This is a genomic window from Arenibacter sp. F20364 (genome assembly GCF_023015905.1).
In the GTDB taxonomy this organism is placed as follows: domain Bacteria; phylum Bacteroidota; class Bacteroidia; order Flavobacteriales; family Flavobacteriaceae; genus Arenibacter.
The window spans coordinates 1-24,860 of sequence record NZ_JALKBD010000036.1 but is presented as its reverse complement, the minus strand read 5'-3'; the positions used below and the strand labels follow the sequence as shown (position 1 = coordinate 24,860).

The following is a 24,860-nucleotide window of genomic DNA, read 5'->3' as shown; positions in this document are numbered from 1 at the left end:
GATGTTTAGGAGACACTGAAGAGTTTAAGGGTAAAGGTTATTGCCCTGCGGTACAAAGTGAATTTTAGCAGTACAATGAAGCCTATGGAACCCAACTGAATTACCGGTGCGAAGGTTTGGCTGCCCCAATCCGTTCCAAAAAGGTTGGACCAAAAATTAAGGTTCACCTCAGTATAGAAATTATTGATAAAGACATTGACCAGAAAAAAAGCCGGTACCAACATATAGACCCCTGCATAGAGCTTAAAAAAATTATAGGCCATGGAGCGAAACTTTTCAAACACGGCCAAGCTTATGACCAATGGAAAAAAGGCCTGCATAATTCCCAAAAGAAAGAATCGTTGGGCCAAAAACAGCGGATAGATAAAGAGATCCAACAGCCAAAGGATCAAACCGATAATAAACGACAATATTTTCAGTCCGAAGAGCGGGGTGACCAAGGCTTCGTATAGTAAGGCCAAGGCCTTTTTGGCAGCGTCGATGGCACCCACGTCCTGTTCGATATCCATATCCTGCAACTGCAAGGGGAGGAGTGCAGGGGCAGTATCCCTAAATTGGGTTTCAATGGCCACAAGAATACTGTCAAATGCCGATAGCACCTGGGTAGAAAAAATGGCCACTACGACTACCGCAAAATTTTTGGCCAATTCACCAGGGGTCAATCCCCATGAATATCCTTCATTGTTGGCAATGCCCTCATTGTACTTCTTAATGATATTGATCAGAAATAGGAGTACTGCCAGGGCCTTCATCCCTGTAATAGTGGTACGGGAGAAGCCACTGTTCATAATGGTCTGATAGACAGTGTCCACATATTCCAGCCCTATTCCCAAAAATACCCCGGACATTAGTAGTTGATTTCCCTATTATTGATTTTATCCTGCATTTCCCTAAAAGCGATTATCTCCCGATATCGCCTGGTCTTGGCCTCTATCTCGGCGACCATTTCCATGGATTGAAGTTCCTTTTCCTTGAGAATGGCGGTTCGTTCCGCATCGGTCATTTTCAAATTGTCACTGGACAATACTTGATCAATATAGTCCATGGACATCATGGAGTTTTCTATAATTCCCTGGAAGGAGTCCGAGATGCGTCCAACCTCTTCCGGCCTGATATAAGGAGAAGTGAGAATCTGCCTAAGATCATCCTGGACCATATCATAAAGGCGCTGGTTGTTCTTGGCCAATTCCTTTACGGCATTAAGTTGTTTGATTACGCTGTTGACCTTATCAATATTCTCCTTCTGCTCCTTTAGGAATTTTACCGTTTTCAACAGTTCTGCCGTCTGTTTACCAGATTCCAACAAGGATTTCATGAAGGAGATAAAATTGGTATTGTCATATACCGGCATGCCCTGAGCCACAGTATTGGTCCTAATAATTAAGGACAGGCTCAAGGCCAACAATAATTTCAAGCTAAAAAGTTTCATAGTATATAAGTTTAAATGTTGAGTTCATTGGTAGTGGTTGATCGATTCGTTACAAAATGTGTTATTGCCGTCTCCATGTTCCCATGCTTTCTGTATAGGGCCATTATGGTTTCATTCTCTTCCCCATCGGTCAGGTAAGCCGCATGTACCTCTGGAGGTACTTCCAAGCGAAAGACGTTGCTATCCTTGCCAATCTTGATAAACATTTCCGTGTACTTCCGTTCGCCCTTCAACTGGTGCCTTATCGATTTCAATTGGTTTAGATCGTGGGAGGAAAGATGGAGCCTGTTGACCAGTTCATCATATCCTTTTTCATTCCTAAGGCTATAGATGACCTGTGTGTTCTCAAGGATACTTGCGGATGTTGAGTTGTTGGGCAATTGGTTGATGGATTGAAGGATAATTCCGATTGCCCCGTTTTGCTTCCTGATGGCCTGATAGTAGAATTCCACACTTTCCAGAACATTTTTAAATTTCAACTGTTTGGCGAATTCATCAAAAAGGATAATTCCTTTTTCAGCTTTGTTCCTCCAAATCGTTCTCTGAATGGCCGATTTGATCAATTTTAGCATAACGGAAAGAATTTCCTTATTGTCCTTTACCTCGTCAAGTTCAAAAACGATCAGTCTCTTGTCCTCCAGTCTATAGGTTTGGTCTTCGTTCGTATTGAATAGAAAACTGTACAGACCGTTATCCACATATTCCGATAGGATGTGCAGAAATTCATAGACACTAAAATGTTTCTCCAGAATCTGCAGGTCTTCGATCAATGTAGCTTTATTGTTCTCTACGTATTTGTACAGTGAAGCCAGTGAATGTCCAGTTGTACAATGGAAGTAATAAGACAATAGGACCTTTTTGACGGCAACCTCCTGGGCCTTGGTCGTTTCATTACCTGCAGCCAACAGTTCCAAAATAAAAATGGCAAGATCTTCCAGCCTTTCAGGGGTAAGGTCGGATTTATCACTAATGTAGAATGGGTTTATACCCAGATTTTTCCCTTGCTCATATCTAAGTACAATGTGGTCATTGGGATAGAGCTTGGCAAATTTATCATAGGAACCGCCCAGGTCGATGACCACCAAGCGGACCCCATTTTCAAAATATTGGCGAAGGATGTTGTTGGCCAAAAAAGATTTTCCTTCCCCGGTTGGTGCAAAAATTGCAAAATTGCGGGCTTTGATACGTTTTCTACCTTCGTCCCAGACATCCTTTAAAATAGGGATATTGTGCTGCCTATCATTGAAAACAACCCCCTTTCCATCGGAAACATAGGCCCCATTGTTGATGTACAGGCAGAGTGCATGCTTTAGATCGGCGACATACATATCGTCGTTGGAAAAGTTCGAGGTATAGCAACAATAGCTATTAAGAAAATAATGTTTCCTTTCTTCGCCTCTGGGATAATAGGGAACGATGTCCAATTCCTTGAACTCTGTTTTGATCTTAGTGGCAATCCTTCCCAACTCCTGGGTTTCCTTGCCCCAAAAGACAATATTGAAATGGCCCCGGACAATTCTAGAACTTTCGTCTTCATTGATTTTGGCCAGTATATCCTCTATTTTTTTAAGGACCACCTTATTTTGAGTCCCGAAATTGGAACTCTTACCGAGTTCTTCTATACTCTTTTCCAGGAATTTTCGCCATTTGTGCTTATCGTCCAGGAAGATAATCTGGTTAACGATATGGTTTTCATGAAGCTGGAGTCCCAAACCATCTATAAACCCCTGATGGAATACAAAATCATCGGAAGTGAACCTGTCATTGGGCCTACTGCTTTGTAGCAGATCCCCAAAGCAGAGTTCACTATTTACGGCCATGACATCAAAATGTTGATCGCCTATATCCAAACACTTTTTATTCAATTGAACATCAGTATCAAAACCCTTGTGATAACCGTTGAAATAATCATGGGTCGATTCCAGGATGCTATCCTCGTCCAAAGGGATCAGGGATATTTTTCTGCTATTATTGATAAAGGAAACTGCATCATTCACAGCATTGATAAATTCATGGGCACAATAGTCCATCTGTCTATGAATTCCCTTTTCCACTTTGCGAAAGGGATTGACGTATTTTGGACTGTTGAACGTAGTATTTAAGGGAAGAACAAAAAAGAGATAGGAAGTATGTTCCAAATATTCCCGTCCCTTGAAGTAATTGTGAGTGGCCCGCTGGAGAAAACTTTCATTGGGCAAATTTTCAGCTTCAAAAACGGCCTTTCTGTAAACGTCCTGTTTATGTACAATGGTACCTACTGGCAGGGACTTAAGCGCTTGGAACCAAGATCCATGAATTTCTTCAAAATCCTTTTCCGACAAGGAATAAATCTCGGGATACCGCACGGAATAGCACAGGACCAAGTTGCCATTATTGGCAAAAACGATATTCCCATGAATATCCATTATGGGATGAAATGCAGATAGGTTAATCGTCTTCATAGTTCAGGCAACTTGCTCTTTTATTGTTGATGGTATCCGGAAACACTTTTTTCAAGTGGAACAGGGTGGGATTATTGTGGCAATAGGAGAGGGCCACAAAAAGCAGCATATTAAAAACGATCGCAGTAACAATGGCCACCAAATTGAAAGAAAAGATGATGAACATCAGGGATCCAATAACGGAAGTCATCTGCATGGCGAACAGCATCAAGGGAAGCCCGTATATCATAGCCCTTTTACGAATGATCCTATAGACTGGATACTTTTTCATTAGACCACAATTCCGATGAGATATGTAAAGATTCCGACCACCGCACCAGCTATCAGCACAAATACCAGGACACGGGTAATACCTTTTTTAAGATCAGCATTTTCCCCAAAGAAGTGCCCTGCATTAAAAAGGAATCCTATAAGAAATATTACTCCCAAAATAATCGGGAAAATGGTACGTATGGTATCGGATACATCATTGACCGATTCCTCAATACCACCAATTTGCGCGAAAGCAGGTTTATAAATCAGCAAGGCAAGACCTACTTTATAGTATAATTTTTTCATGTCGTACAGATTTAGTTTTTAGACATTTATAGATACGTGAAAAATAGTATATATTTGAATATAAATATCTGATTATCAGTATTTTGTGAATAAAATATTAAATGTTTTGTTTTGGTGTCATTTGATGTTAAATGACATGAATTTGAATTGAATTTTGAAGTGGATATGTTGATAACCATTAAAATCATGAGATGGACAGGTGGCAAAAACGTCATATCGTGGTTCTTGCTTTTACAAATGTGCTTAAGTTTTGGTCAAAGAGAACCGGTAAAAAAGGTTTTGGTCATCGATCCGGGACATGGTGGAAAAGATTCCGGAGCGAGAGGTATGCATGGAGTGTTTGAAAAGGATGTGGTATTATATATCGCCCATGAAATTCAAAGACTTAACCATCTAATATTGGACAATAAGTTGGAGATATACTTGACAAGGTACACCGACACCTTGATATCATTGTCAGATAGGGCCAGTTTGGCCAGGGCCTTAAAGAGTGACCTGTTCATTTCCCTGCATTGCAATTCAGCAAGGACCGGGGCCAGTGGAATGGAAGTATTTGTGCCCGAAATGGACAATCCGCACATCGTAAGCTCAGAAGAACTGGCGGTGTCCATTTTATATGAAAGCAGCAACAAACTTGGCATTCGGGGGAGAGGGATCAAGAGGGCCAATTTTCAGGTACAAAGGGAAACAATGGACCAATGTCCTACTGTTTTGATAGAAACAGGCTTTATCACGCATGTAGATGAAGCCTTATATTTCAAGGATCAAAGAAATATCAAGGCATTTGCCCTGACCATTTTGCTGGGCATTTACAAGTATTTACTTGGTGCAGGAAGAAATTGACCAAGGACGATAATATCATTTGTTCAGAAACAGAAACAATAGCGTCCAAAATCTCCAAAATCCCTTATTAAATAATTTTGCGGCAAGTGGACCGGCCCAAAGATCGCAATCCACTTAGGAAATAGGAACTGGTTTACGTTAACGCCAACCTAAATTCTTTTATCCAGACTATCCTCTTTAAATGCGATCAAATTGAACAATTGTCTCATTCGGGAACGGACACGGCTACCATAACGTTCTTCCAATTCCTGGGCGTTGAGATTGGTAGTGGCATGTGTGCGTATATTGTACTTGATAAGCAATTCGAATCTGGAAAGTAGTACTTCGCCCATGACATTGCAGTCCTTACCGAAAAATTTCCCTGTAGGTTCCACACCAAGGTCATCAAAACAATAAAATTTGCTATCCCCAAAATCTTCGACAATTTTAAATCCGATGTTGTTAAATGCAAAGGTGATGTTGCGTGCAGGTATTACTTCATATGGTCTTTCATGAGGGGCCAAATGGCGCAACAATCTCATCAGGCAGGTCTTCCCACATCCAACGGGTCCAGAAAGCAAGATACCCTTGCCCAGGTCAAGACCTAATTTTTTGCAGTTCGATTCGTCCTTGATAAAATAATTGCAGAGTTTGTATAAAATTTCATGGTCCTCCTCGAGGATTCTAAACTTTTTACCGAACATCAATTTCCCTTTGGCCGCTAGGTAGACCAGTATTTTATCAAAATCATAACATATCTGGTTACCCTGAAATTGCCCGAGCTCATACTGCTTGTTGCCTTCCTGGATCACATATGGCCTCATAACGGTTCGTTGTAGTTTTTAGAAGAAACAGTCTTAAGGTTGTCCGTATTTTGGCTAACCGGAAGAATGGATTTTTCCAGTTTAAATTCCTCTACCTTAAGGATCCATTTCCGAGCGACTGCCGTCCAATCCACAATTTTGGTGTTACCCCCTAAGGTCCATCCCACACTTTGGTAGTGGTTATAGAATTTTTTGGCTTCCGTTATTGGCCAATTTTCCTTTTGAAAAAAAGAAATTACTTCAAACTCATTTTGGGGGCAGTCTGGTTTGTCCCCATTTATATTGTTTTTTAAAGTTTCTATATGTTTATTTTTATGTACCACTGCTTGTCCACTGCTTGTCCCGTTTTTGATACTGTGTCGGTCCAGTACTTGTCCATAGCTTGTCCCAAAATCGAACATCTTGACCCTACTGCCCTGGAACGGGTTGTGCGAGGGTATATACAACAGGTATTTCCAATGATGAAGTTCCTTGATACAACGATGATAGGTCGATTTAGAGCCTATTTTGGCATAGGCCATCACTTCCTCACGGTCGATGTGAAAACTTTCACGGAAATGATAGTTGTTCCACAACTGAAAAAGCCCCACATAAAGACTGATATGGGTCGGGTTCAGCCTATTATCCTTTGAAAACTGAAAGAATACCCCGTTCAAGTGCTTTATATAATTCATGGTAATATAATTAGAATTCGTAATCCACCTTATTTTTCTTCATGATTGCCTGAATATCCTCCGTATCATAAAAGAGGATTCCTCCCATTTTGGTATAGGGCAAAGTACCGTTGACCCTTAAGTTCTGCAGAGTACCTGAACTAATATTGAGCAGTTCCATCACTTCGGAGGAGCGGAGGTACCTTTTAAGGGTACCATTGGCTTGTTTGGAGAGCAACTGTTTAAAACCCTCCATCAATTCGATCTTAAAATCCCTAAGATCATCGGTAGTAATTACATGCGTTGGCATAATTTGAATGTTTTGGGAAAGGAACCATAAAGTATTAAAAAACTACTGGTTCCGATCACGGTTAGACAATTAGCCACAAATTTGATATGTTTTGATCGGGATTATTCACCATATACAGCGTAATGGGGTAAAATTTTAACATCCATTATATGGGGCTTTTTTTGGAGGAAAAAGTCATGCTAAAAAATACTTAGAAGTACGAATCAGCTTGGAAAAGGAATAAATATCCCATGGCAAATGATACACAGGATATAGGACGTAGTTACGATGGATCGAGCTTCAATTCAAAAGTGAAATAGAGACCTAATAAGATCCTAAATTATAAGTGTTTGTTGTTGAGCTCTACATATTCGTTCCTTATTTCATCGTATAACAATCCCATTCTTTCATGAAGATCTTTGGTCATCACAATTTGAAATTCCCTAATACCTATCTGCAAATTAAAGTCCACGTCGATCTTTCCATAGATAAAATCCATGGGGAAATTCCCATTGTCGCCGGGTTCAATAGGTTTGGCCCTAAAGAACAAATTACTATAGTCATTGGCTCTATAATAAAACGAGACCATGAAGGCTATTGCCTTATACTGCTTAGTGTATTGAAATGAACCTTTATCGTCCATGTGCAACATCGAATATATTTTTATAAAAAGAGTTAGAAATGTAAACCTTAAAATGCTACGGCTCAATACTTTTTCGATGTAAATCTGCTATTTAAGACCTGTAACACTTGGAAGTCATAAATAATATTGGATAGAGGATGAACATTCGACTGCCATACTTAAAACTATCCGACTATTGTTGGCCTAATCGATAAGACACCTAAATTATGGTTTTAAATGAAATTCAGAAATATTGAACCAGATTAATGACCATTTATCCAATATTCAGGTCGGTCATAATCCATGTTATTAATTTCGCCCAGAACCTGAAAAAAATAAATGAATGGAAAAATCATTACTCATAAGAAAAGTATACACAGAAGCATTTAAGAATTTTGGAAACCAACTTTTGAAGAATGGATTCAAAATATACTTCTGGACCTGTATGGCTTTGTTTACGGTCGTAATATATGCTTTTGTATATCGACTGATCAACGGTTTCGTTTGGAATTAGAACAACAACACATTATGGGAAATCTACAGAATGTACCAATAGACCATATCATAAATGGTTTTGTTTACTAGTATAAACAATTGATGACTAAATGCAACTATTGTTGATTAATAATGTAATATTCTGAATGCAAGCTGATTTAATAGTTAACAATTCAGATGATAAAATAAAGTAGGTAACCCTCCAGCAAAACAGAAAAGATGTAGTTTTGACATTATGAAAAGTGTCAGAAATACCTTGAATACTATTACCGAAACCTATGAAGGGCCACTGGAAAATGTCTTACCAAATGTAGGGGAGGTACCCCTGTGTTCGTTTTCAGGTAAGCCGGCACATTTTTATATTGGCTTATCAGGGCCAGGATACAATGATGAAATCAGGTTGATGGGGGCCATTTGTACTGAATTTGTGGAAACGTCAATTGTAAATGTATTGGGCCAAGGGGTGGACGAGGTTCAATGGCCGGTAATATTGGATCTCAAAAAAGAGATTTATTACCATTCTTATCCAGCCCACTTAAAAGGATTCTCTCCAATTATCGGCTGGAAGAGCTTCATTACTTTACAACATGAAAAGCTGTGACAATTAAAATCTCTTTTGAGAAACTTATTCGGAATAATAACGAGGCTGCTATCATGGATTAAACATGCCTTGAGGTTAATTCTCCTATATGTTTAGTCAATGATTTAGTCTGGCAATGCTTTAATAGAAAACCCTTGAACTTTCACCAATTCGATCACTTCCTCTTCCAACAAATTTTTATTAGCTTCAATTCTAAGTACATTGTCAATATCCTCAAGGTCAATGGTCCATTTAAGAATATTGGAGTGATTGTTCAATAAAGGTCCGATTGATTTCACTTTGTTCTTCGATTTAATATCTGTCTGAAATATCAATAATTCCATAATAAAATGTTGTGTTATTCCAACTCTGATTTTGGGTCGTTATCCTGTAAAGGATTTTCCTGCCTTTTTAAATAGTCTTTGAAGTGTTGATCACCTTCCTCTTTCCAAAATTTATCATAATGCTTCCATTTTGAAAAATCGGTTTTGGATTCATTTTTACATGTTCTATTATTATGTTTGGAGGATTTTTTCTTACCGCCACTACTTCCGCCACACCCACCAAGAAGTATCTTCAAAAGAATGAACAGTCCTACGGCCTGCCAGTATGTAATTGTAGTCAATCCAAATATGTCCGGCATTAACCAGTTCCACAACCACATTAGAACAAAACCAAATAAAATGGCCAATCCAACAATGGCAATGGTTCCAAAAACAATCATGCCTATGATTTTAATGGGGGATTTTTTTCTGAATTTATGCGTGAAAAAATTTGTCATGGTTCAATGAATTTAAATTTATCTATTTATTTTCTGTTCAATTTGAGAATATAATATGCCCAGTGCCCTATGCCTTCTGGACATGAGTGTACCAATAGAAATACCTGTTTCCTTTGCAATTTCCCTATAGGAATACCCTTCAAAGTCAACGGCGATGATTATGTCCTTATATGCCGGTTTTAACTGATCGATACATTTTTTTAAAAGCAATACTGTTTCCTCCGAGGAATAACTATTGGCAGATTGATGAATTACATCGACCAAATCCAATAGATCATTATCAATATCCGCGGAATTGATATTTTTAGTACTCCGCATGACATCAATAATTCTGTTCCTTACAGATTTATAAACAAATCCAGCGACATTATTTATTGGTGCATATCTATCCGCCCCTGAAAAAAGTTTTAGGGCAACATCTTGGATAATATCCTCTGCATCTCGATTGGCCGTGTCACTTATTTTTGAGTTCACATACCTTTTGAGAGAGTCATATTCCCTTCCAAAAAAATCTTTCAGCTTTGTACTGTTTTCTGATTCCAAATTGTTAAATACCTTTTTAAAGGGGTCTTTGTTTAAGAAGACGTAAGATTTTTAATTTATTGCATTTTCCAACGTTTTATTTCAAAAAGATATAACATAAGTTTGTAAGGAATCCTTTTAATTAAAGCCGGATAGCCAAATTCTATTTGTAATAGTTCAAATACTTAGTGGTCTATTAGGAATAGTTACATTTTAAATTAGAACCAAGTGTGGTCATGGTTGAAATAGTAAAGGCAAATAGAAGTTCCTATTGATTGCGGTATTTTAATTACTGATGTTGAATGATCATCATATTCATATCCTTAGGATGAATTATTTGGCAAACAAAAAATACATTTTTAAAAGTTGTGAATCTTGGAAACATTGAAATCATTTAAAATCACCACATTATTAGGATTGAATTCATCCTAATCCCAATTACCATTAGGTATCTATACCAAAGAGAAAACTATTATGGAACAAAGGAAAACGAGCTAATATTATTAACTTTGATAATTGTGAAAGATAATATGCATCAGCTATTCGAGCACATCAATAAATACACCGAAATTGACCAAAATGAGTTTCAAGAAATTGCCAAATATTTTGAAACTCAAACAGTCAAAAAAAAAGAACTACTTTATGAACCTGGAGGCAAATCCTTAGGCCACTATTTTGTTTTGAGCGGCTGTCTTCATTTATACATTATTGAGGAAGGGGGCACGGAGCATACTCTGCAATTTGCCATCGAGAATTGGTGGATTACAGATTATTTGGCCTTTCACAACAATATGGATTCAGAATGCCATATTCAAGCGGTCAAAGCCTCGACCATACTTCACCTAACCAATAAAAATGAAGAGGAATTACTACTCCGATTTCCAAAAATGGAAACCTATTTCAGAAAAATATATCAAACAGCCTATGGGGCCTCACTCAATCGTATAAGGTATCTATTTATTTATTCGAAGGAGGAAATTTATTTTAGGTTTAAGGAAGCCTTTCCAGATTTCGTAAACAATGTCCCCCAATATTTAGTGGCAAGTTTCTTAGGGTTATCTCAGGAATATGTGAGTAAATTAAAAAGAAAAGAAAATTCTTGAACCAGTTCAAGAATTTTTAAAGAAGGATCCAGGACCTTTGTTTTCTAAATTCTGCACAATGAAAAAATCACTAATAATTGTGGGTGGAGGATTTGCAGGCTTGGAGTTGATCAAAAGAATTGGGAATTCGCCCAGCTACGACACCATATTGGTAGATGCAAATAATTATAATTTTTTTCCACCTTTGATCTATCAGGTTTCTACGGGTTTTATGGAACCTTCTGCAATCAGCTATCCATTTAGAAAAATATTAAGGAATTTAAAAAACACTAGATTTCGGCTGGGAAGTTTAATTAAGGTTGTTCCAGGTGAAAACAAAATTATATTGAGCAATGGGGAATTGTACTATGACATTTTGGTAATGGCTACGGGTACGGAAAGTAGTTTTTTTGGCAACAAAAACATTGAAAAATTTAGTTTGCCCATGAAAACCATAAGTGATGCCTTGACCTTGCGAAATACTATTCTCACGCGATTGGACCGGGCCACAAGACAAGATGACCAGGAGGAACGAAAAAGATTGTTGACTTTTGTAATCGCTGGAGCCGGGCCAACAGGAGTGGAGCTATCGGGCATACTGGCTGAAATGAAATCCTCGATAATAAAAAAGGATTATCCAGAATTGAACGAAAGTGATTTAGGGAAAATTTATCTGATAGATGGTCAAAATACAGTTTTGAACACCATGTCAAAAAATTCCCAAAACTATACGCATGCCAAGCTCCTTGAATTAGGTGTAGAAATAAAACTTAACTGTTTAGTAAAAGATTTTATGGATGATATTGTTCTACTTTCCAATGGTAGTAAAATCGAATCCAAAAATTTGATATGGGCAGCGGGGGTAACAGCAAAGGCATTCGATGGCTTTTCACCGGACAGCTTTGGCAATGGCAAGCGATTAAGTACCAACAATTTTAATCTGGTCAAAGGATATGATAATGTCTATGCCTTAGGAGACTGTGCGTTGGTTATTGGAGATAATGAATATCCAGAAGGTCATCCCCAATTAGCCCAACCAGCAATCCAACAGGCCAAAAATTTAGCCATTAATTTGGAGAAAGACCAAGGTCAATGGACTCCTTTCGCATACAAAAACAAAGGTTCTTTGGCAATAATTGGTAGGAATAAGGCTGTTTTTGATTTGCCAAAAGAAAAGTATTTCATAAAAGGATTTATTGCCTGGCTTATTTGGATTTTGGTACATATCATGGGGCTGGTAAATTTTAAAAATAAATTTCGCACACTGGTCAATTGGATCGGTTACTACATCTATAAGGATCAATATTTTAGAATGATCATCAAGCCAAACGAAAAAAAACAAATTAATTAAAGTAATATGAAAACGCAATTTATAATACTACTTCTGTTTTTAGCTGCTGTGGCAGGTTGCCATACTGACAAATCCAAATCCAATGCTTCGAATTTACATCCCACCAATGTTTCGTTGGATACCTTGACAAAACACCTAAAACCTTTCAAAAAAGAATTGCCAACTATCGGGCTCCTGATGTTCAATGGCGTTCTACAAACTGAAGTGATTGCAACTTCCGATGTTTTTGCCAAACCGAGTATTGATGGCAAGCAGCTTTTTAATGTTGTTACCATTGCAGAAACCAACAGTCCGATAACTACAGAGGAAGGTATGAGGTTTATTCCCGATTATACTTTTGAAAACTGCCCACGACTTACAGCCTTGTTTGTGCCCAGTGCTTATGACATGTACGCCCAGGTGCATAATGAGAAAGTCGTAGATTTTATAAGGGAGAAAAATAAAGAGACCTTATACACGGTAAGTAATTGTGCCGGAGCCCAATTAATAGGAAAAACGGGTATTGCAGATGGACATAAAATTGTTACCTGGATAGGCGGGGGCAATCAATTGCAAAAGGATTACCCAAATCTAAAGGTACAGGACGACAGTTTGCTGACCTTTGTAGAAGATGGAAAATTTAGTTCCTCGAACGGTAATATGGCAAGTTATATATCCGCTTTGAACTTATTGGAAAAAATGGCCGGTCCTGAACACAGAAAGTTCGTGGAGGGCTACCTATACCTTGATCGCCTGCAGAACTGGAAAGACTGAGTATCACTATTGTCCCAGTTGGCAAAAGAAGAGCCTAAACATCATTCATTCTGCCGGGTCATAAATATTTGCTCTACAGCAAAGTTATCCAATGGCTTTTCAAAATAGCCCTTGACCAAAGAATGATTCTTAGCTCGCTGACGGTCCGTTGAATTAGAAAATGCGGAAACGATATAAATCTCGAACGGGCTAATACTTCCTTGAAATTTTTCCAGTTCTACCAGAAAGTGCCACCCTGTCAACACTGGTAAGCCTAAGTCCAATAAAACCTTTTCTGGAAATTCCATTTTACCATTCATACATGCCTTTAATGCGTCTAATGCCTCTTGAACGGAATAAAAGGTATTTACCCTATTGTTGGGGTAGGATTGCCCGATCTTATACTTCATAGCAAATTGTGATACCATATCATCATCAATAATCCATAGGGTTTCTTCTCTCATAATAACTTACAATAGCTTTATACATTTCATCAACAATTTACCTCCAGATGGAAGACCGATCGTTCCCTATGTAATCCCCGATTTCAAAAATTTATCCAAAATAATATCCGGAATTCATGGCTACCTATACTATTGACCTCAAAATAATGACTATATAGATTCATCCCCATAGAAATTCGCTGAAAGGTTTGAGTATTTGGATTATTGGGTACACATTACAATATTCCATTTATTTAAAATTAACTATTTTGGATACTCTTAGGGATCAAAAACAAGGAATGCTTTGATTGGGACAATGAACAAGAAAAACTGTTAGTCACAATAGAAATTAATATTTTGCCTAAATATAGTGTAAAAACGAATAGATTTCTGACCACAGAGATTTATAAAAATCATAAAAATGGACTTAAATAAGGAAATGAATGAAAAAGATGATTCAGATAATACAAATCCATTTGAAGAATATATGCAAGTTAAAAACAGTAATAATATTTACAAACAGGTTTTCAAATATTCCATTTTTCCAAAAATAGTCCATAATATGGACATGCGTATTATTGAAGCGAACGACAGTGCTGTCAAAGAATTTGGTTACTCCAGAAATGAACTACTCAAGAAGGAACTAATAGATCTACATTACAAAGATGATCAGGAGCCTTCAGATCCGGTTAGAGAAAAAAGGAAGAAAAGAAAAAGTTGACCGTTGAAAAAAAGTTTAGGCGTAAGGACGGGTCGGTTTTTATTGCAGATATCACGCCCTGTATGTATATAGTTGAGGATAGACCCATAGTACATGTCCACATTCAAAACATCACTGATCGTAAGCAGGCGGAAGAAAAAATGCAGAAGTTAAATTCAGCCTTGGAAGAAGAGATAACCAAAGTGGAACTGTACGCCAAACAAATTGAAATTAAGAATAGGGAATTGGAAGAGTTGTCCTATGTGGCCGCGCACAATTTGAAAGCACCTGTCACCAATCTCAACGTGTTAATTGAAATGATAGATACGCATAGTATTCAAGGCGACAAGGATATTGAATTGTTTTATAAATTAAAAAATAACATTGAACAGGTTTATAAAAAGGTTTTCTCCCTAAACGATGTAATCAACTTTAAGACAACTTTAAAGGACAAGAAGGAACTACTGGAATTCAAAAGGGTATTTAATGAAGTAGAACAGAGCATTCTTGATCAACTTAACGCTACAAATACCACCATGGAAGTAGACTTTTCGGAATGTCCTGAAATTGAATACCCACTGTTGCATTTAAATCGTATCCTACATAACCTACTTACCAATTCGATGAAATTCAAAAGCCCGGATAGGTTACTAAAAATTGAAGTGAAAACGAGAAAGATCAACGGAAGTGTTTGTCTGAAAGTAAAGGACAACGGACTTGGTTTTGACGCTGAAAAACAGGGAGAAAAAGTGTACGGTCTATTTAAGCGCTTGCACCCTCAAGTAGAGGGAGTAGGCGTTGGCCTATACATTGTTAAGTCCATTGTTGAGACACATGGTGGAAAGGTCGAAGTCATTAGCAGCCCTAATGAAGGAGCATTGTTCACCATACATTTAAATAATGGAAAAAATGTTTAAGGTATTACTGGTAGAAGACGATGAAACATCAAACTTCATATCCAGGATGATACTGAAAAGTGCAGGTTTTGAATTAGTGGACGGGGGGTGCTGAACGGGATGGAGGCATGCAAATATATTGAAAAGAAATATCCCGACCTTATCTTTCTTGATATCAATATGCCGGTTATGGACGGAAGGGAATTCTTGGATGAAATTAAATCCAAGGTATTTTGCAAAGACATCAAGGTTGTAATTCTCACATCCTCTACACGTCCTAATTGAACAGAAAAGGGCGGAAAATTATTCTTGCGTAATTGCTTATATGGAAAAGCCTCTAACTTATGAGAAAATCGTTAAGTTAATGCAGAAATTTTCCAAGTGAATGCCATTGTCAATTTGAAATAGTGGAGAGTAGGAGAGCGGTAACTGTTTGTTGAACGGTATTTCAATAGGACTAAACTTATTAATTATTTTCAAGTGCCTCTTCCAGCTCTGTTTTTTTATTTCTGCTCAACGGTACCTGACTTCCCTCTACCTCTATGGTTCTGCTATTGAACTTTTCGATTTTTTCCAGATTTACAATATAGGATTTATGTACCCTTAAAAATTTATCCTTTGGTAATTTTTGTTCAAATGCCTTCATAGTAGAAAGTACGACGACATTACCTTCATTGGTCACTAATTTAATGTAATCGCCAAGTGCTTCGATCCATTTTATGTCGTTCAGGACTATTTTGCGCTGTCTTAAGTTACTTTTTACAAAAATGAATTCCTCCTCCTCATTGATCCTGTAAATTTGCTCATATTTCCCAACAGCTCTTTTTATGGCTGCATCAAAACGCGATTGGGATATAGGTTTGTACAGATAGTCCGTTACATCATACTCAAATGCCTTGAGTGCGTAATCTGGTTTGCCTGTAATCAAAATGACCTGTGGAGTGTTATCCATTGATTCCAAAAAATCAAAGCCGGTGATTATGGGCATTTCCACATCGAGAAAAATCAGGTCGATTTCATTATTTTTGATACCGTTATTTGCTTCAATAGCATTGCTATATTCAGATACAAGTACTAGGCTTGGATGATTGTTGACCATTTGGGATATTGCCATCCGCTGCATGGCCGAATCATCTACTATTATACTTCGTAGTTTCATAATTTTATCAAAAGGGTTTGATTCACGGACAATATACCATAAGAGCTTTCCCTGCCCTAAAAAATGATGTGAACAGCGTATAAAAAGTTGTGTAATTACCAATATGCATAGCTTAAGCATCCAGTTGAATTCTATTGGTACCTGTCAATCATGTTTCTCACTTAGTAGCTCAACCAATTTACAAACTACTTAAAATTCAATTAGCTCAGGTTCAAATAAAAAAGTTCGTATGGATATTTGTTGGAAGTGAGGGGTACAAAAAATCTCCTTTTAAAAGAAGAATATTTTAGTTAATTAGATTTGGATTATGTTTTTGAAACAATTAAGCTAAGGCAATGATTTTAATTAAATACAACTTGGTAAAGAAGGAATTCTCACTTTTATTTGAGATTAACAATTGAGCTGTCGGGAAAGATATTCAGAAATCTTTTTCAATCCGCCTTTTGCTAGTTGTTCCGAAGGTGACGGGTATAGAGCGACAAGGTTAAGGCGGGCAAGACATATCATGGTTATTGTATGTATAGTACCTGTATGTAAGTGAATCCATATTGACGTGTCGAAAGTAACCTTTATTGAGCCAAAATTAAAGGAGGAGGAGGCAGCTTCACGAGACAGTATTTTGTGGTGGCCCGAATACTGGCTACATTGCCAATATGGGGGAATATACTACCTTTCAATTTTTCTTTACCCTATAGGTAATCCTTCTATTAGTAATTACCTGACGGACTTGGATGTTCAACCTAGCACTACGGGATACAATAGCTGGGCAACTGGAATCCGAATTCGACATAAGCGCTCTAAATTGTAGTCCATTCATGTTGATTTCGGGACTATTGATTGTTAATGTTTCTGTATCCGTTCCACTGTAATCGACTCCATTGGAGAGGTCGGAAAAGTTAAGCCCCCCATCATTGCTAACCTGCCACTGATAAGTATTTACATTAATTGCAGAAACGATAAAACTCGTGGAATTGCCTGCAAATATCGTCCGATCATCGGGTTCCGAAGTTATTGTGTAAGGAACAATAGTAATAACCTGGCTAACTTCCAAGCTATTTCCTGCCTCGTCTGTAATTCTAAATGTTCGTGTTATTATTTCCGGGTTGCTCGCCCCGTTGCTTATATCATCAACAAAAACTACCGATGGGTCAGTGGTACAATTATCAGCTTCATCTACGACTACATTGGGATCAGGTGATGGTACATCATTGGAACAGTACACTTCGATTGGCGACGGATCACTTGCAGTTGGTGGTGTACTGTCCATTTCTAGATTCGTTGTTGCCGTAATACTCAGTGTTGGGTCACCTGGCATACCACCGTACTCTACGACATATCCTTGTGGTTGATAATTTCCTGATGAGGCCCCTGTATTGGTAAGATCGTTCCAAGAACCGTTCGGGTTAACATTGGGGTGCGTAATATGTGCATAGTCTTCGTCTCCTGATTGATTTGGCTCTCCGGAATTCCAAAATGCAAAATTTGGGGAATTACCGCCAGCAGTTCCATTCCAAAAGTTAAGACCAGCCTCGGGACCTGTTACCCACAACCACACTCCTTCCGAAGCTGCATCGCTTCCTCCTATCCATCCGACCCCTAATGCTTGCGATCCAGAAAATTCGGCCTCCTCTTGCGAGGTCAATGTGGCAAGATAACCTTGCAATCCATAAAACGTTCTTGAATTGGCTGCTGCATTTGCAGCCGTCCAAGTAATCCCGAGGTCATCTACATATTCATAATAATGTCCTGTAGTTGGTAGAAAGTTGGCGTTTCCCACCGTAATGGAAAATTGCCTTGTACCGCTAGGGTTGGAAGCACTACTTGAATACGCTACATCACTTATTGCAGATTCAAAGGCCGTCAAGGTTGCGGGCCCAGTCAGCAGCAATTTACCTTCCACGGCGCTCCAGCTTGGTGTTATTGTTGGGTGTGCACCTGTAAGAGTTAATAAATCCTCACCGGTTACATATCCAGATGAAATTTGAATAATGACCAATTCTGCTGTAATATCATCGGGATCAGAGATGGATACGGTCTCCACCACAGGTACTGAACCACCCGGACAATATTCTTGGTCACCAGTAGCTGTTATTACCGGAGGGTCGTCAGTAATTACAGGTGGGGGTACTAATGCTGAAATCTGGAAATTGTCTATGTAAGCATATTCATTGGACTCCCAATCACGATCATTGGATAAAAATCGAACTGTTGTTGTTGCAGATATATAACTTGAAATGTCAATAGAGTAATTGCCTGAATTTGTTCCTCCAAATGTATTTAGGGTCGTATAGGTGGTACCGTTGGTGGAAATTTGAACTGCCAGAGTTTCCCTATTATCAAGACCAACAGTCTCCCAATCAAAAGATAATGTAGCGCTAGATGCCCCTGTCAAATCTACAGACCTATTTATACTCTCATTCCAAATATATTGAAAACGTAATCTATTCCCGTTAATTCTGATATATCCGGTAGAAGGGGAGTTGTCATCCCCATTTTCGTTCCAAGCGGATAAGAAGTTAGAATTTCCATCATTTGTGGAGTATGATGCAGAACTAAAATTATCCCTGTAGGTATTCTGGGACAATAGACAGGAAGGATATGTAAGCGATAAAATAACGCAAATGATGTAAGACAACTTAATTGGGTTCATAAAAAAGTCAGGTAAATTTAAACGATTTGACCAATTAGCAAAATTCCTATTACAAAACCAGTACTTTTTTTTGGTAATTAATCCAGATTAGTAGTTAAAATTAGTCCTTTTCTAACTAAACCAACAGAGTTTGTTGTGTATCTCAGGCTAAACGTTGCAAATCCACTAGATCTTGAAGTTGGTGACCTAAAAGGAAACAGCAAAACGGAACACACAAATAAGAGGGAAGAGGTGTAATGGTTATAAGCCTGTTTAATTAATTCCTAGGCCTACTAAAAAGTAATACTAAATGGGAACAATAATAGAAATATAGTAAGTAAAAACATCCTATTCTTCATAGCATTTTGCAAGCAACCCTGTCAAACAATACCACTTTGCATATATTTACCAAAAATCCCTAAATTGGAAGAAATAAAAAGGATTAAAATCAAATAACAAGGATAGCACAAAACCGACTCCCATTGTTCAACGGCGGATTAAATCAAACTGCGTCCTTGGCTTACATGATTTAACCCTATAATGTTGTAGCTATTTAAAACTAATCTGTGAAAATATTTATAAGTCATTCATCAAAAGACAAGTGGGCAGCGAAAAGAATTTCGTCAGAATTGAACAATATTGGAGTCAAAACTTTTCTTGACCAAAAAGATATTAAGACAGGTGAATCAATTGATGAAAGCATCCAATCAAATATAGCTGACTGTGATGACTTGTTAATTCTTATAAGTCCAGCTTCTTTAAATAGTCATTGGGTACTAATAGAACTCGGTGGTGCCATTGCATTGAAAAAGAATATAATTCCCATTTTTTTATATGTAGGTGCTAACGAAATCCCGGATCCAATAAATAAATTGTTAGGTAGAAACATTAATGAAATAGAAAAGTATTATGAGGAATTAGGTATTAGAATAAAGGGAGATTTTAAAACTAAATCCTATTCAAATAAAATCAAAAGTTCAAGATATAGTGTCGGAGATATAATAAGACTCCCAAATAAACCAAAAATGGAAAATGTCGACCCCGGTTGGAATAACCAAATGAACAACTATTTAGGAGAAATCACAAAAATTACTAAGATAATTAAAACTGGAGAAAACATAGAAGCAGCTCTTGTAGAAATAGATGAAGGTAAATGGACTTGGGCTCTTTCTTGGATAAAAAGTATTTAAAATAATGACCCAAACCGAACTCATAGTTTTAAATTTTACCGAAATTAGAAGAAGAAGCTTAAAACTTTGGAATGCACTTCCCAAAAGTCAATACTATTGGAAACCGGACGAAAACGCAATGACTGCGATAGAAATGATTAGACATGTATTGGAAGCCGATTATGGTTGGAATATGATTATCAATCAAGGTGATATGACATGTTATAAAACCCCCTGGAAAGACAGACCATTTGTAAGCGTGAAGGATGAATTTGAATTTGCAGCACCATATCGAAAAAGATTTCTGCAAAGTGTTCTACAATTCTCGGATCAGCAACTAAGTAAAACAGAAATCATTCATCCAGGAAATGGAGAAAAGAAAATACTCGGAAAATATTTATTACGGATTGGATATCACGAATCTGTACACGCGGGACAATTCTTGTCATATTTACGGGAAATGGGAATTAATCGCCCAGAAATATGGGACTAAACAAAAAAACACAATAGTCCATAACATAGACTTCATGCAATCTTCATTACCCAGTTCAAAATACCTGAAGTAGCTAAACATGAAGATCTTAGAGACTAAACCAAACCCTGTTTTGTCTTGTCCCAGAGATAGCCAAATTTCCCGATTCTCCAGATGGTTATGTCGTGCTATATATACTAGAACCCTCAAAATTACGGTTCTCCGCAGCCAACTTCTAAAGAAATTGTTTTTCTTTAGTTCCATAAATTTAAGCAAACGAACTATAGCCAGACCCCAGGAAATAGGGTAGGGGTCAGCAGAGCACTAAAACACTAAATCAATAACTAGGGTTACAAAAATGTTTTACTAAATTAAATCTGTAAAAGAATTATAATCAATAACTATATTCAATTGTTAACGGTATTGGCATGATGACCAAACAAAAATTGCAATTATCCCTTTTTTGGATACAACAACCATAGATTTGGCTACATCCTTTTCTTTGTTTCGGCTGAAATTTGTAGAAACAAAAAATAGAAAAGATGAAAATCGTAATTACAGGTTCTTTAGGGAACATCAGCAAGCCACTCGCCCAAGAGCTGGTCCAAAAAGGACATTCGGTAACTGTTGTCAGCAGTAATATCGAAAGAAAAAATGACATTGAAGCAATAGGCGTGAAGCCGGCAATCGGTTCCTTGGAAAACCCTGAATTTCTCCCAGCTATATTTACAGGTGCCGATGCGGTTTATTCTATGGTCCCTCCAAACGATTACTTTGATCATGACCTTGATCTACTGGCATACTATCGTAGACTTGGTCAAAACTATGCCCGAGCTTTAGAACAAGCAGGCGTAAAACATGTGGTTAACCTCAGTAGTATTGGTGCCCATATGGAAAAAGGGAATGGCATTTTACGCGGTGCCCATGATGTTGAAGCTATTCTCAATAAATTACCTCCGAAATTAACCATAACACACATTAGGCCAACCTCTTTCTATTACAATTTATATGCTTATGTAGGCATGATAAAGGAGATGGGCTATATCGCAGCCAACTATGGAGATGAAGACTTGGTTCCCTGGGTTTCTCCTCAAGATATAGCACATGCCGTTTCTGAAGAACTTTTGGCGGTGCCTTTGGGCAGAAAAGTACGTTATGTTTGCAGTGAAGAACTTACCTGCAACCAAACGGCCCAAATTTTAGGGGAAGCAATTGGAAAGCCCAAATTAAAATGGTTGACAATTTCAAACGAACAAATAGAAAACGGATTGGTCGCAGCAGGAATGAACCCACGCATTGCATCAGGATTGGTTGAAATGTATGCCGGACTTCATAGCGGATTATTACTGGAAGATTATTACCGGAACCAACCCATTTTGGGAAACGTGAAGATGACCGATTTTGCAAAGGAATTTACCGCCGTTTATCATCAAAATTGAAGTGAAATTGCTCAAACATAAATAATTAGATTACCATGATTACAAAAAAAAATCCGCCTGATGGACGGGTAGGAATCGCTCTGGTCACAGGAGGAAGTCGCGGACTTGGGAAAAATATGTCAATCACCCTTGCCAAAAAAGGCAATGACGTGATATTGACTTACAATAGAAATCTAAAAGCAGCTAACGAAGTTGTGTCTGAAATCCAATCATTGGGACAGAAAGCAGCTGCTTTTCAACTTGATACAAGTAAGGTGAAATCGTTTGACAATTTTATTGGGGAGATGACGGAATATTTACAACAGCAAACAGGAAGTCCTAATTTTGATTTTCTTATCAACAATGCCGGAATTGGTTTGTATGCTCCGTTTGAGGATGTAACAGAAGAACAGTGGGATGAAATCGTAAACATCCACTACAAGGGAGTATTTTTCTTAACACAAAAAGCACTCCCATATATAAATGAGAGTGGTGCTATTGTAAACATTTCATCCGGACTTACTCGGATTATTTACCCAGGTTCTTCTGTTTATGGCTCAGTGAAAGGCGCAGTCGAAATTTTGACGCGCTATCTGGCAAAAGAATTGGGAGCAAGAAAAATTCGGGCGAACGTAGTGGCTCCAGGCGCTATCGAAACAGATTTTGGAGGTGGTCGCACCCGTGACAACAAGGAAATAAATGCGCATATTGCGAGCCTTACTGCGCTGGGGCGTGTAGGTTTACCTGATGACATTGGCGGAGTAGTTGCATTTTTGTGTGCCCAAGAGTCGTATTGGATAAATGGACAACGTATTGAAGTTTCCGGCGGACAAGCCTTGTGATTGATTAACTTAGTAAAATGAAACCTTTAAGGATTACATCAATCAGCGAGTTTCATCAGCTGAACCAGTTGCCACCTCCTGAGCATCCACTGATTAGTGTAGTGGATTACGCTCAGGTTGCGGCCGCCACGAAACATAATCCCGCACAGTCAACTGTTGCTGATTACTATTCTATAGCAGTAAAACGAGGTCTTCCTCGCAAAATGCGCTACGGTCAGCAGGAATATGACTTCGATGAAGGCGTAATGTATTTTTTGGCGCCAAGGCAAGTATTACAGGCAGGTTCGGCAACTGGTATACATTCACAACCGTCAGGTTGGATTTTGCTTATCCATCCCAACTTTTTATGGAATACACCTTTAGCAAAAACAATTAAACGCTACGATTTTTTTTATTATTCAGTAAACGAGGCGTTGTTCCTTTCCGAAAAGGAGGAAACAATCCTAAACAATATTATTGAAAATATCGGGCAGGAATATCATTCCAACATCGATAAGTTCAGTCAAAACATCATTATTTCTCAAATTGAAACCTTGCTTAATTATGCCGAACGGTTTTACCAACGACAGTTTATCACGCGGAAAATAGCAAGTCATAAAATTCTCGACCGTTTGGAAGCAATACTTGTAGCCTATTTCAATAGCGATCATTTAATCACAAAAGGTCTACCTACTGTTCAATATGTCGCTGAAGCATTAAATGTATCCCCAAATTATTTGAGCGGATTACTTAAAACATTGACAGGTCAAAGTACGCAGCAACACATCCACGAAAAATTGATAGAAAAAGCCAAAGAAAAATTATCGACCACTGAACTCTCGGTAAGTGAAATTGCCTACGAACTGGGCTTTGAACATCCTCAATCATTCAATAAGCTATTTAAGACAAAAACAAACATTTCGCCTTTGCAATTTCGGCAGTCCTTTAACTGAAAGCTTATAAAAAAATAGCTAAATAATGAAGCCACATACCGCTGGTACCTTGTATAGGTAACGCCAGGGAAAATTCTTAATAACAAGATTTATTGTTTGTCTAACAACATAGCGGGTTGACAGTAAATTACCAACCAATCTGTCGCTACCTGTTCAATTTATCGTTAGTGGCCCTTGCATCGGACAAACCAATTATTCCTAACCGTCTTACGATTCAACTTCTGAATTTGTAAATCAGTCTAGCAAGACAAAAACATTTGTTGATTCAGTTTTCCTTAAAACAATATATAATCAACTAGGCCTACTAAAAAGTAATACTAAATTGGAACAATAATAGAAATATAGTAAGTAAAAACATCCCATTCTTCATTGCATTTTGTTCCCCCACTTTATATAAAGGTAAGGCTACACGTACACTACCACCAACTGGACCAACATTGAATTTGGAGAAGCCGTAGATAAGGCCCTGTTCGAGAATCCGATGAAACAATTATTTAATTAATTTTATTGATCAAAAATGCCCCTGGCTATTTAAGTGATTCACTGGAATCCAAAGGCAATCCACTATAAAAAACGACATATAATACTTTTAAAGCACTTTTGATTGTAAGGGGCATCGGTTTTGTGCACTGCACTACTAACAAAATTTTAATAAGGAACAGTACTGTTAAAAGGAAACCTACACTATGTAATTGGAATCTTAGTACCCCCAATATTTTTTTAAGCATAAGTTAGTAATAAGAATTTTTTTCGTCTCTATAATTAGATTCTTACTAAAAGTGATGAAAAAGGACTGCGGAACCTTCGTGAACTTGGGCCAACAAAATACAGCCCTTCTTGTATTTTCCCTTTCGGCTGATAATGAAATAACGAGGGAATCTATTTTTAATAAGCACCAAAAAAAAGAGAATGTGGCCTTTTTTGACATATTGATACAACAAACCAAGGATTTAGCTTATCAAAGTGGAATTGATGTTTTTTGGGTGGATGAGCACCAGCAGATAGGTATTGATTTTTCA

Annotated in this window: 26 protein-coding genes and 2 pseudogenes; 13 read left to right on the top strand and 15 right to left on the bottom strand. The window is 37.8% G+C overall.

All coding sequences use genetic code 11. The annotated features are described in order from the left end of the window. Positions 1-5: 5 nt before the first annotated feature. The 5 genes from MWU84_RS20595 to MWU84_RS20575 are packed head-to-tail and all read right to left on the bottom strand — an operon-like array spanning position 6 to position 4,428. Entirely contained in the window at positions 6-848 is an 843-nt protein-coding gene (locus MWU84_RS20595) for a hypothetical protein (protein ID WP_246905210.1), read from the bottom strand. Continuing rightward, positions 848-1,429: a conjugal transfer protein gene (locus MWU84_RS20590; RefSeq protein WP_246905207.1), complete on the bottom strand. Its 582-nt coding sequence runs from the start codon at positions 1,427-1,429 to the stop codon at positions 848-850. Before MWU84_RS20590 ends, MWU84_RS20595 begins: the two co-directional genes overlap by 1 nt. A gap of 11 nt (positions 1,430-1,440) precedes the next feature. After that, on the bottom strand, positions 1,441-3,870 hold the full coding sequence (locus MWU84_RS20585; RefSeq protein ID WP_246905204.1) for a TraG family conjugative transposon ATPase: 2,430 nt from the start codon (positions 3,868-3,870) through the stop codon (positions 1,441-1,443). Beyond that, positions 3,857-4,141, bottom strand: a complete 285-nt coding sequence (locus tag MWU84_RS20580; protein ID WP_246905201.1) for a hypothetical protein — start codon at positions 4,139-4,141, stop codon at positions 3,857-3,859. Before MWU84_RS20580 ends, MWU84_RS20585 begins: the two co-directional genes overlap by 14 nt. Next, positions 4,141-4,428 (bottom strand): hypothetical protein, encoded by a 288-nt coding sequence (locus tag MWU84_RS20575; RefSeq protein ID WP_069858720.1) that lies wholly within the window; start codon positions 4,426-4,428, stop codon positions 4,141-4,143. Before MWU84_RS20575 ends, MWU84_RS20580 begins: the two co-directional genes overlap by 1 nt. 147 nt (positions 4,429-4,575) lie before the next feature. Here MWU84_RS20575 and MWU84_RS20570 point away from each other — a divergent pair, with 147 nt between their 5' ends. Continuing rightward, positions 4,576-5,271 carry an N-acetylmuramoyl-L-alanine amidase gene (locus tag MWU84_RS20570; protein ID WP_246905198.1) on the top strand — a complete coding sequence of 232 codons (696 nt, stop codon included), beginning with the start codon at positions 4,576-4,578 and terminating at the stop codon, positions 5,269-5,271. Positions 5,272-5,420: 149 nt separating this feature from the next. Here MWU84_RS20570 and MWU84_RS20565 read toward each other — a convergent pair whose 3' ends face one another. The 4 genes from MWU84_RS20565 to MWU84_RS20550 form a co-directional block, all read right to left on the bottom strand. Further along, positions 5,421-6,074 carry an ATPase gene (locus MWU84_RS20565; RefSeq protein WP_246905195.1) on the bottom strand — a complete coding sequence of 218 codons (654 nt, stop codon included), beginning with the start codon at positions 6,072-6,074 and terminating at the stop codon, positions 5,421-5,423. After that, the gene (locus MWU84_RS20560; RefSeq protein WP_246905193.1) at positions 6,071-6,748 is read right to left on the bottom strand and encodes a hypothetical protein; all 678 of its coding nucleotides are present in this window, start codon (positions 6,746-6,748) and stop codon (positions 6,071-6,073) included. Before MWU84_RS20560 ends, MWU84_RS20565 begins: the two co-directional genes overlap by 4 nt. A gap of 10 nt (positions 6,749-6,758) precedes the next feature. Beyond that, a complete protein-coding gene (locus tag MWU84_RS20555) occupies positions 6,759-7,037 on the bottom strand; it encodes a helix-turn-helix domain-containing protein (protein WP_246905191.1) in 279 nt (92 codons plus the stop codon). Between the two features lie 319 nt (positions 7,038-7,356). Continuing rightward, positions 7,357-7,668 (bottom strand): hypothetical protein, encoded by a 312-nt coding sequence (locus tag MWU84_RS20550; protein WP_246905190.1) that lies wholly within the window; start codon positions 7,666-7,668, stop codon positions 7,357-7,359. A 700-nt stretch (positions 7,669-8,368) separates the two neighbouring features. Between MWU84_RS20550 and MWU84_RS20545 the strand changes: the two genes are divergently transcribed. After that, positions 8,369-8,734 (top strand): hypothetical protein, encoded by a 366-nt coding sequence (locus tag MWU84_RS20545; protein WP_246905188.1) that lies wholly within the window; start codon positions 8,369-8,371, stop codon positions 8,732-8,734. Between the two features lie 104 nt (positions 8,735-8,838). On the opposite strand, the gene MWU84_RS20540 is transcribed toward MWU84_RS20545, so the two are convergent. From MWU84_RS20540 to MWU84_RS20530, 3 genes are read right to left on the bottom strand one after another with little or no spacing between them, the layout of a single operon-like run. Then, the gene (locus MWU84_RS20540) at positions 8,839-9,057 is read right to left on the bottom strand and encodes a hypothetical protein (protein WP_246905186.1); all 219 of its coding nucleotides are present in this window, start codon (positions 9,055-9,057) and stop codon (positions 8,839-8,841) included. A 14-nt stretch (positions 9,058-9,071) separates the two neighbouring features. Then, on the bottom strand, positions 9,072-9,494 hold the full coding sequence (locus MWU84_RS20535) for a hypothetical protein (protein WP_246905184.1): 423 nt from the start codon (positions 9,492-9,494) through the stop codon (positions 9,072-9,074). A gap of 18 nt (positions 9,495-9,512) precedes the next feature. Continuing rightward, positions 9,513-10,037: an RNA polymerase sigma factor gene (locus MWU84_RS20530; RefSeq protein WP_246905183.1), complete on the bottom strand. Its 525-nt coding sequence runs from the start codon at positions 10,035-10,037 to the stop codon at positions 9,513-9,515. A 497-nt stretch (positions 10,038-10,534) separates the two neighbouring features. Here MWU84_RS20530 and MWU84_RS20525 point away from each other — a divergent pair, with 497 nt between their 5' ends. Genes MWU84_RS20525 through MWU84_RS20515 form a run of 3 tightly spaced genes read left to right on the top strand, consistent with a single transcriptional unit; the run spans position 10,535 to position 13,202 of the window. Next, positions 10,535-11,119, top strand: a complete 585-nt coding sequence (locus tag MWU84_RS20525; RefSeq protein WP_246905181.1) for a Crp/Fnr family transcriptional regulator — start codon at positions 10,535-10,537, stop codon at positions 11,117-11,119. A gap of 58 nt (positions 11,120-11,177) precedes the next feature. Further along, positions 11,178-12,449 carry an NAD(P)/FAD-dependent oxidoreductase gene (locus MWU84_RS20520; RefSeq protein ID WP_246905180.1) on the top strand — a complete coding sequence of 424 codons (1,272 nt, stop codon included), beginning with the start codon at positions 11,178-11,180 and terminating at the stop codon, positions 12,447-12,449. Positions 12,450-12,455: 6 nt separating this feature from the next. After that, entirely contained in the window at positions 12,456-13,202 is a 747-nt protein-coding gene (locus MWU84_RS20515) for a DJ-1/PfpI family protein (protein WP_246905179.1), read from the top strand. A 41-nt stretch (positions 13,203-13,243) separates the two neighbouring features. Here the strand turns inward: MWU84_RS20515 and MWU84_RS20510 are convergent, their stop codons facing one another. After that, a complete protein-coding gene (locus tag MWU84_RS20510) occupies positions 13,244-13,645 on the bottom strand; it encodes a response regulator (RefSeq protein WP_246905178.1) in 402 nt (133 codons plus the stop codon). 400 nt (positions 13,646-14,045) lie between these two features. On the opposite strand from MWU84_RS20510, the pseudogene MWU84_RS20505 reads away from it, so the two are divergent. Further along, positions 14,046-14,425, top strand: a pseudogene (locus MWU84_RS20505) (PAS domain-containing protein); the annotation flags it as partial. Then, positions 14,408-15,241, top strand: a complete 834-nt coding sequence (locus MWU84_RS24445; RefSeq protein ID WP_348647883.1) for a HAMP domain-containing sensor histidine kinase — start codon at positions 14,408-14,410, stop codon at positions 15,239-15,241. The pseudogene MWU84_RS20505 and the gene MWU84_RS24445, both read left to right, overlap by 18 nt. A gap of 445 nt (positions 15,242-15,686) precedes the next feature. Here the strand turns inward: MWU84_RS24445 and MWU84_RS20495 are convergent, their stop codons facing one another. Beyond that, a complete protein-coding gene (locus tag MWU84_RS20495) occupies positions 15,687-16,379 on the bottom strand; it encodes a LytTR family DNA-binding domain-containing protein (protein ID WP_246905177.1) in 693 nt (230 codons plus the stop codon). Positions 16,380-17,052: 673 nt separating this feature from the next. Next, on the bottom strand, positions 17,053-19,029 hold the full coding sequence (locus MWU84_RS20490) for a C-type lectin domain-containing protein (protein WP_246905176.1): 1,977 nt from the start codon (positions 19,027-19,029) through the stop codon (positions 17,053-17,055). A 545-nt stretch (positions 19,030-19,574) separates the two neighbouring features. Between MWU84_RS20490 and MWU84_RS20485 the strand changes: the two genes are divergently transcribed. The 6 genes and pseudogenes from MWU84_RS20485 to MWU84_RS20460 form a co-directional block, all read left to right on the top strand. After that, a complete protein-coding gene (locus tag MWU84_RS20485) occupies positions 19,575-20,198 on the top strand; it encodes a toll/interleukin-1 receptor domain-containing protein (protein ID WP_246905175.1) in 624 nt (207 codons plus the stop codon). Between the two features lie 4 nt (positions 20,199-20,202). Continuing rightward, positions 20,203-20,670 (top strand): DinB family protein, encoded by a 468-nt coding sequence (locus tag MWU84_RS20480; protein ID WP_246905174.1) that lies wholly within the window; start codon positions 20,203-20,205, stop codon positions 20,668-20,670. A 521-nt stretch (positions 20,671-21,191) separates the two neighbouring features. Continuing rightward, positions 21,192-22,088 (top strand): NAD(P)H-binding protein, encoded by an 897-nt coding sequence (locus MWU84_RS20475; protein WP_246905172.1) that lies wholly within the window; start codon positions 21,192-21,194, stop codon positions 22,086-22,088. 35 nt (positions 22,089-22,123) lie between these two features. Beyond that, entirely contained in the window at positions 22,124-22,909 is a 786-nt protein-coding gene (locus MWU84_RS20470; protein WP_246905171.1) for an SDR family oxidoreductase, read from the top strand. A gap of 17 nt (positions 22,910-22,926) precedes the next feature. Continuing rightward, positions 22,927-23,841 (top strand): helix-turn-helix transcriptional regulator, encoded by a 915-nt coding sequence (locus MWU84_RS20465; RefSeq protein ID WP_246905170.1) that lies wholly within the window; start codon positions 22,927-22,929, stop codon positions 23,839-23,841. Between the two features lie 782 nt (positions 23,842-24,623). After that, a pseudogene (locus MWU84_RS20460) lies at positions 24,624-24,860 on the top strand (hypothetical protein); the annotation flags it as partial.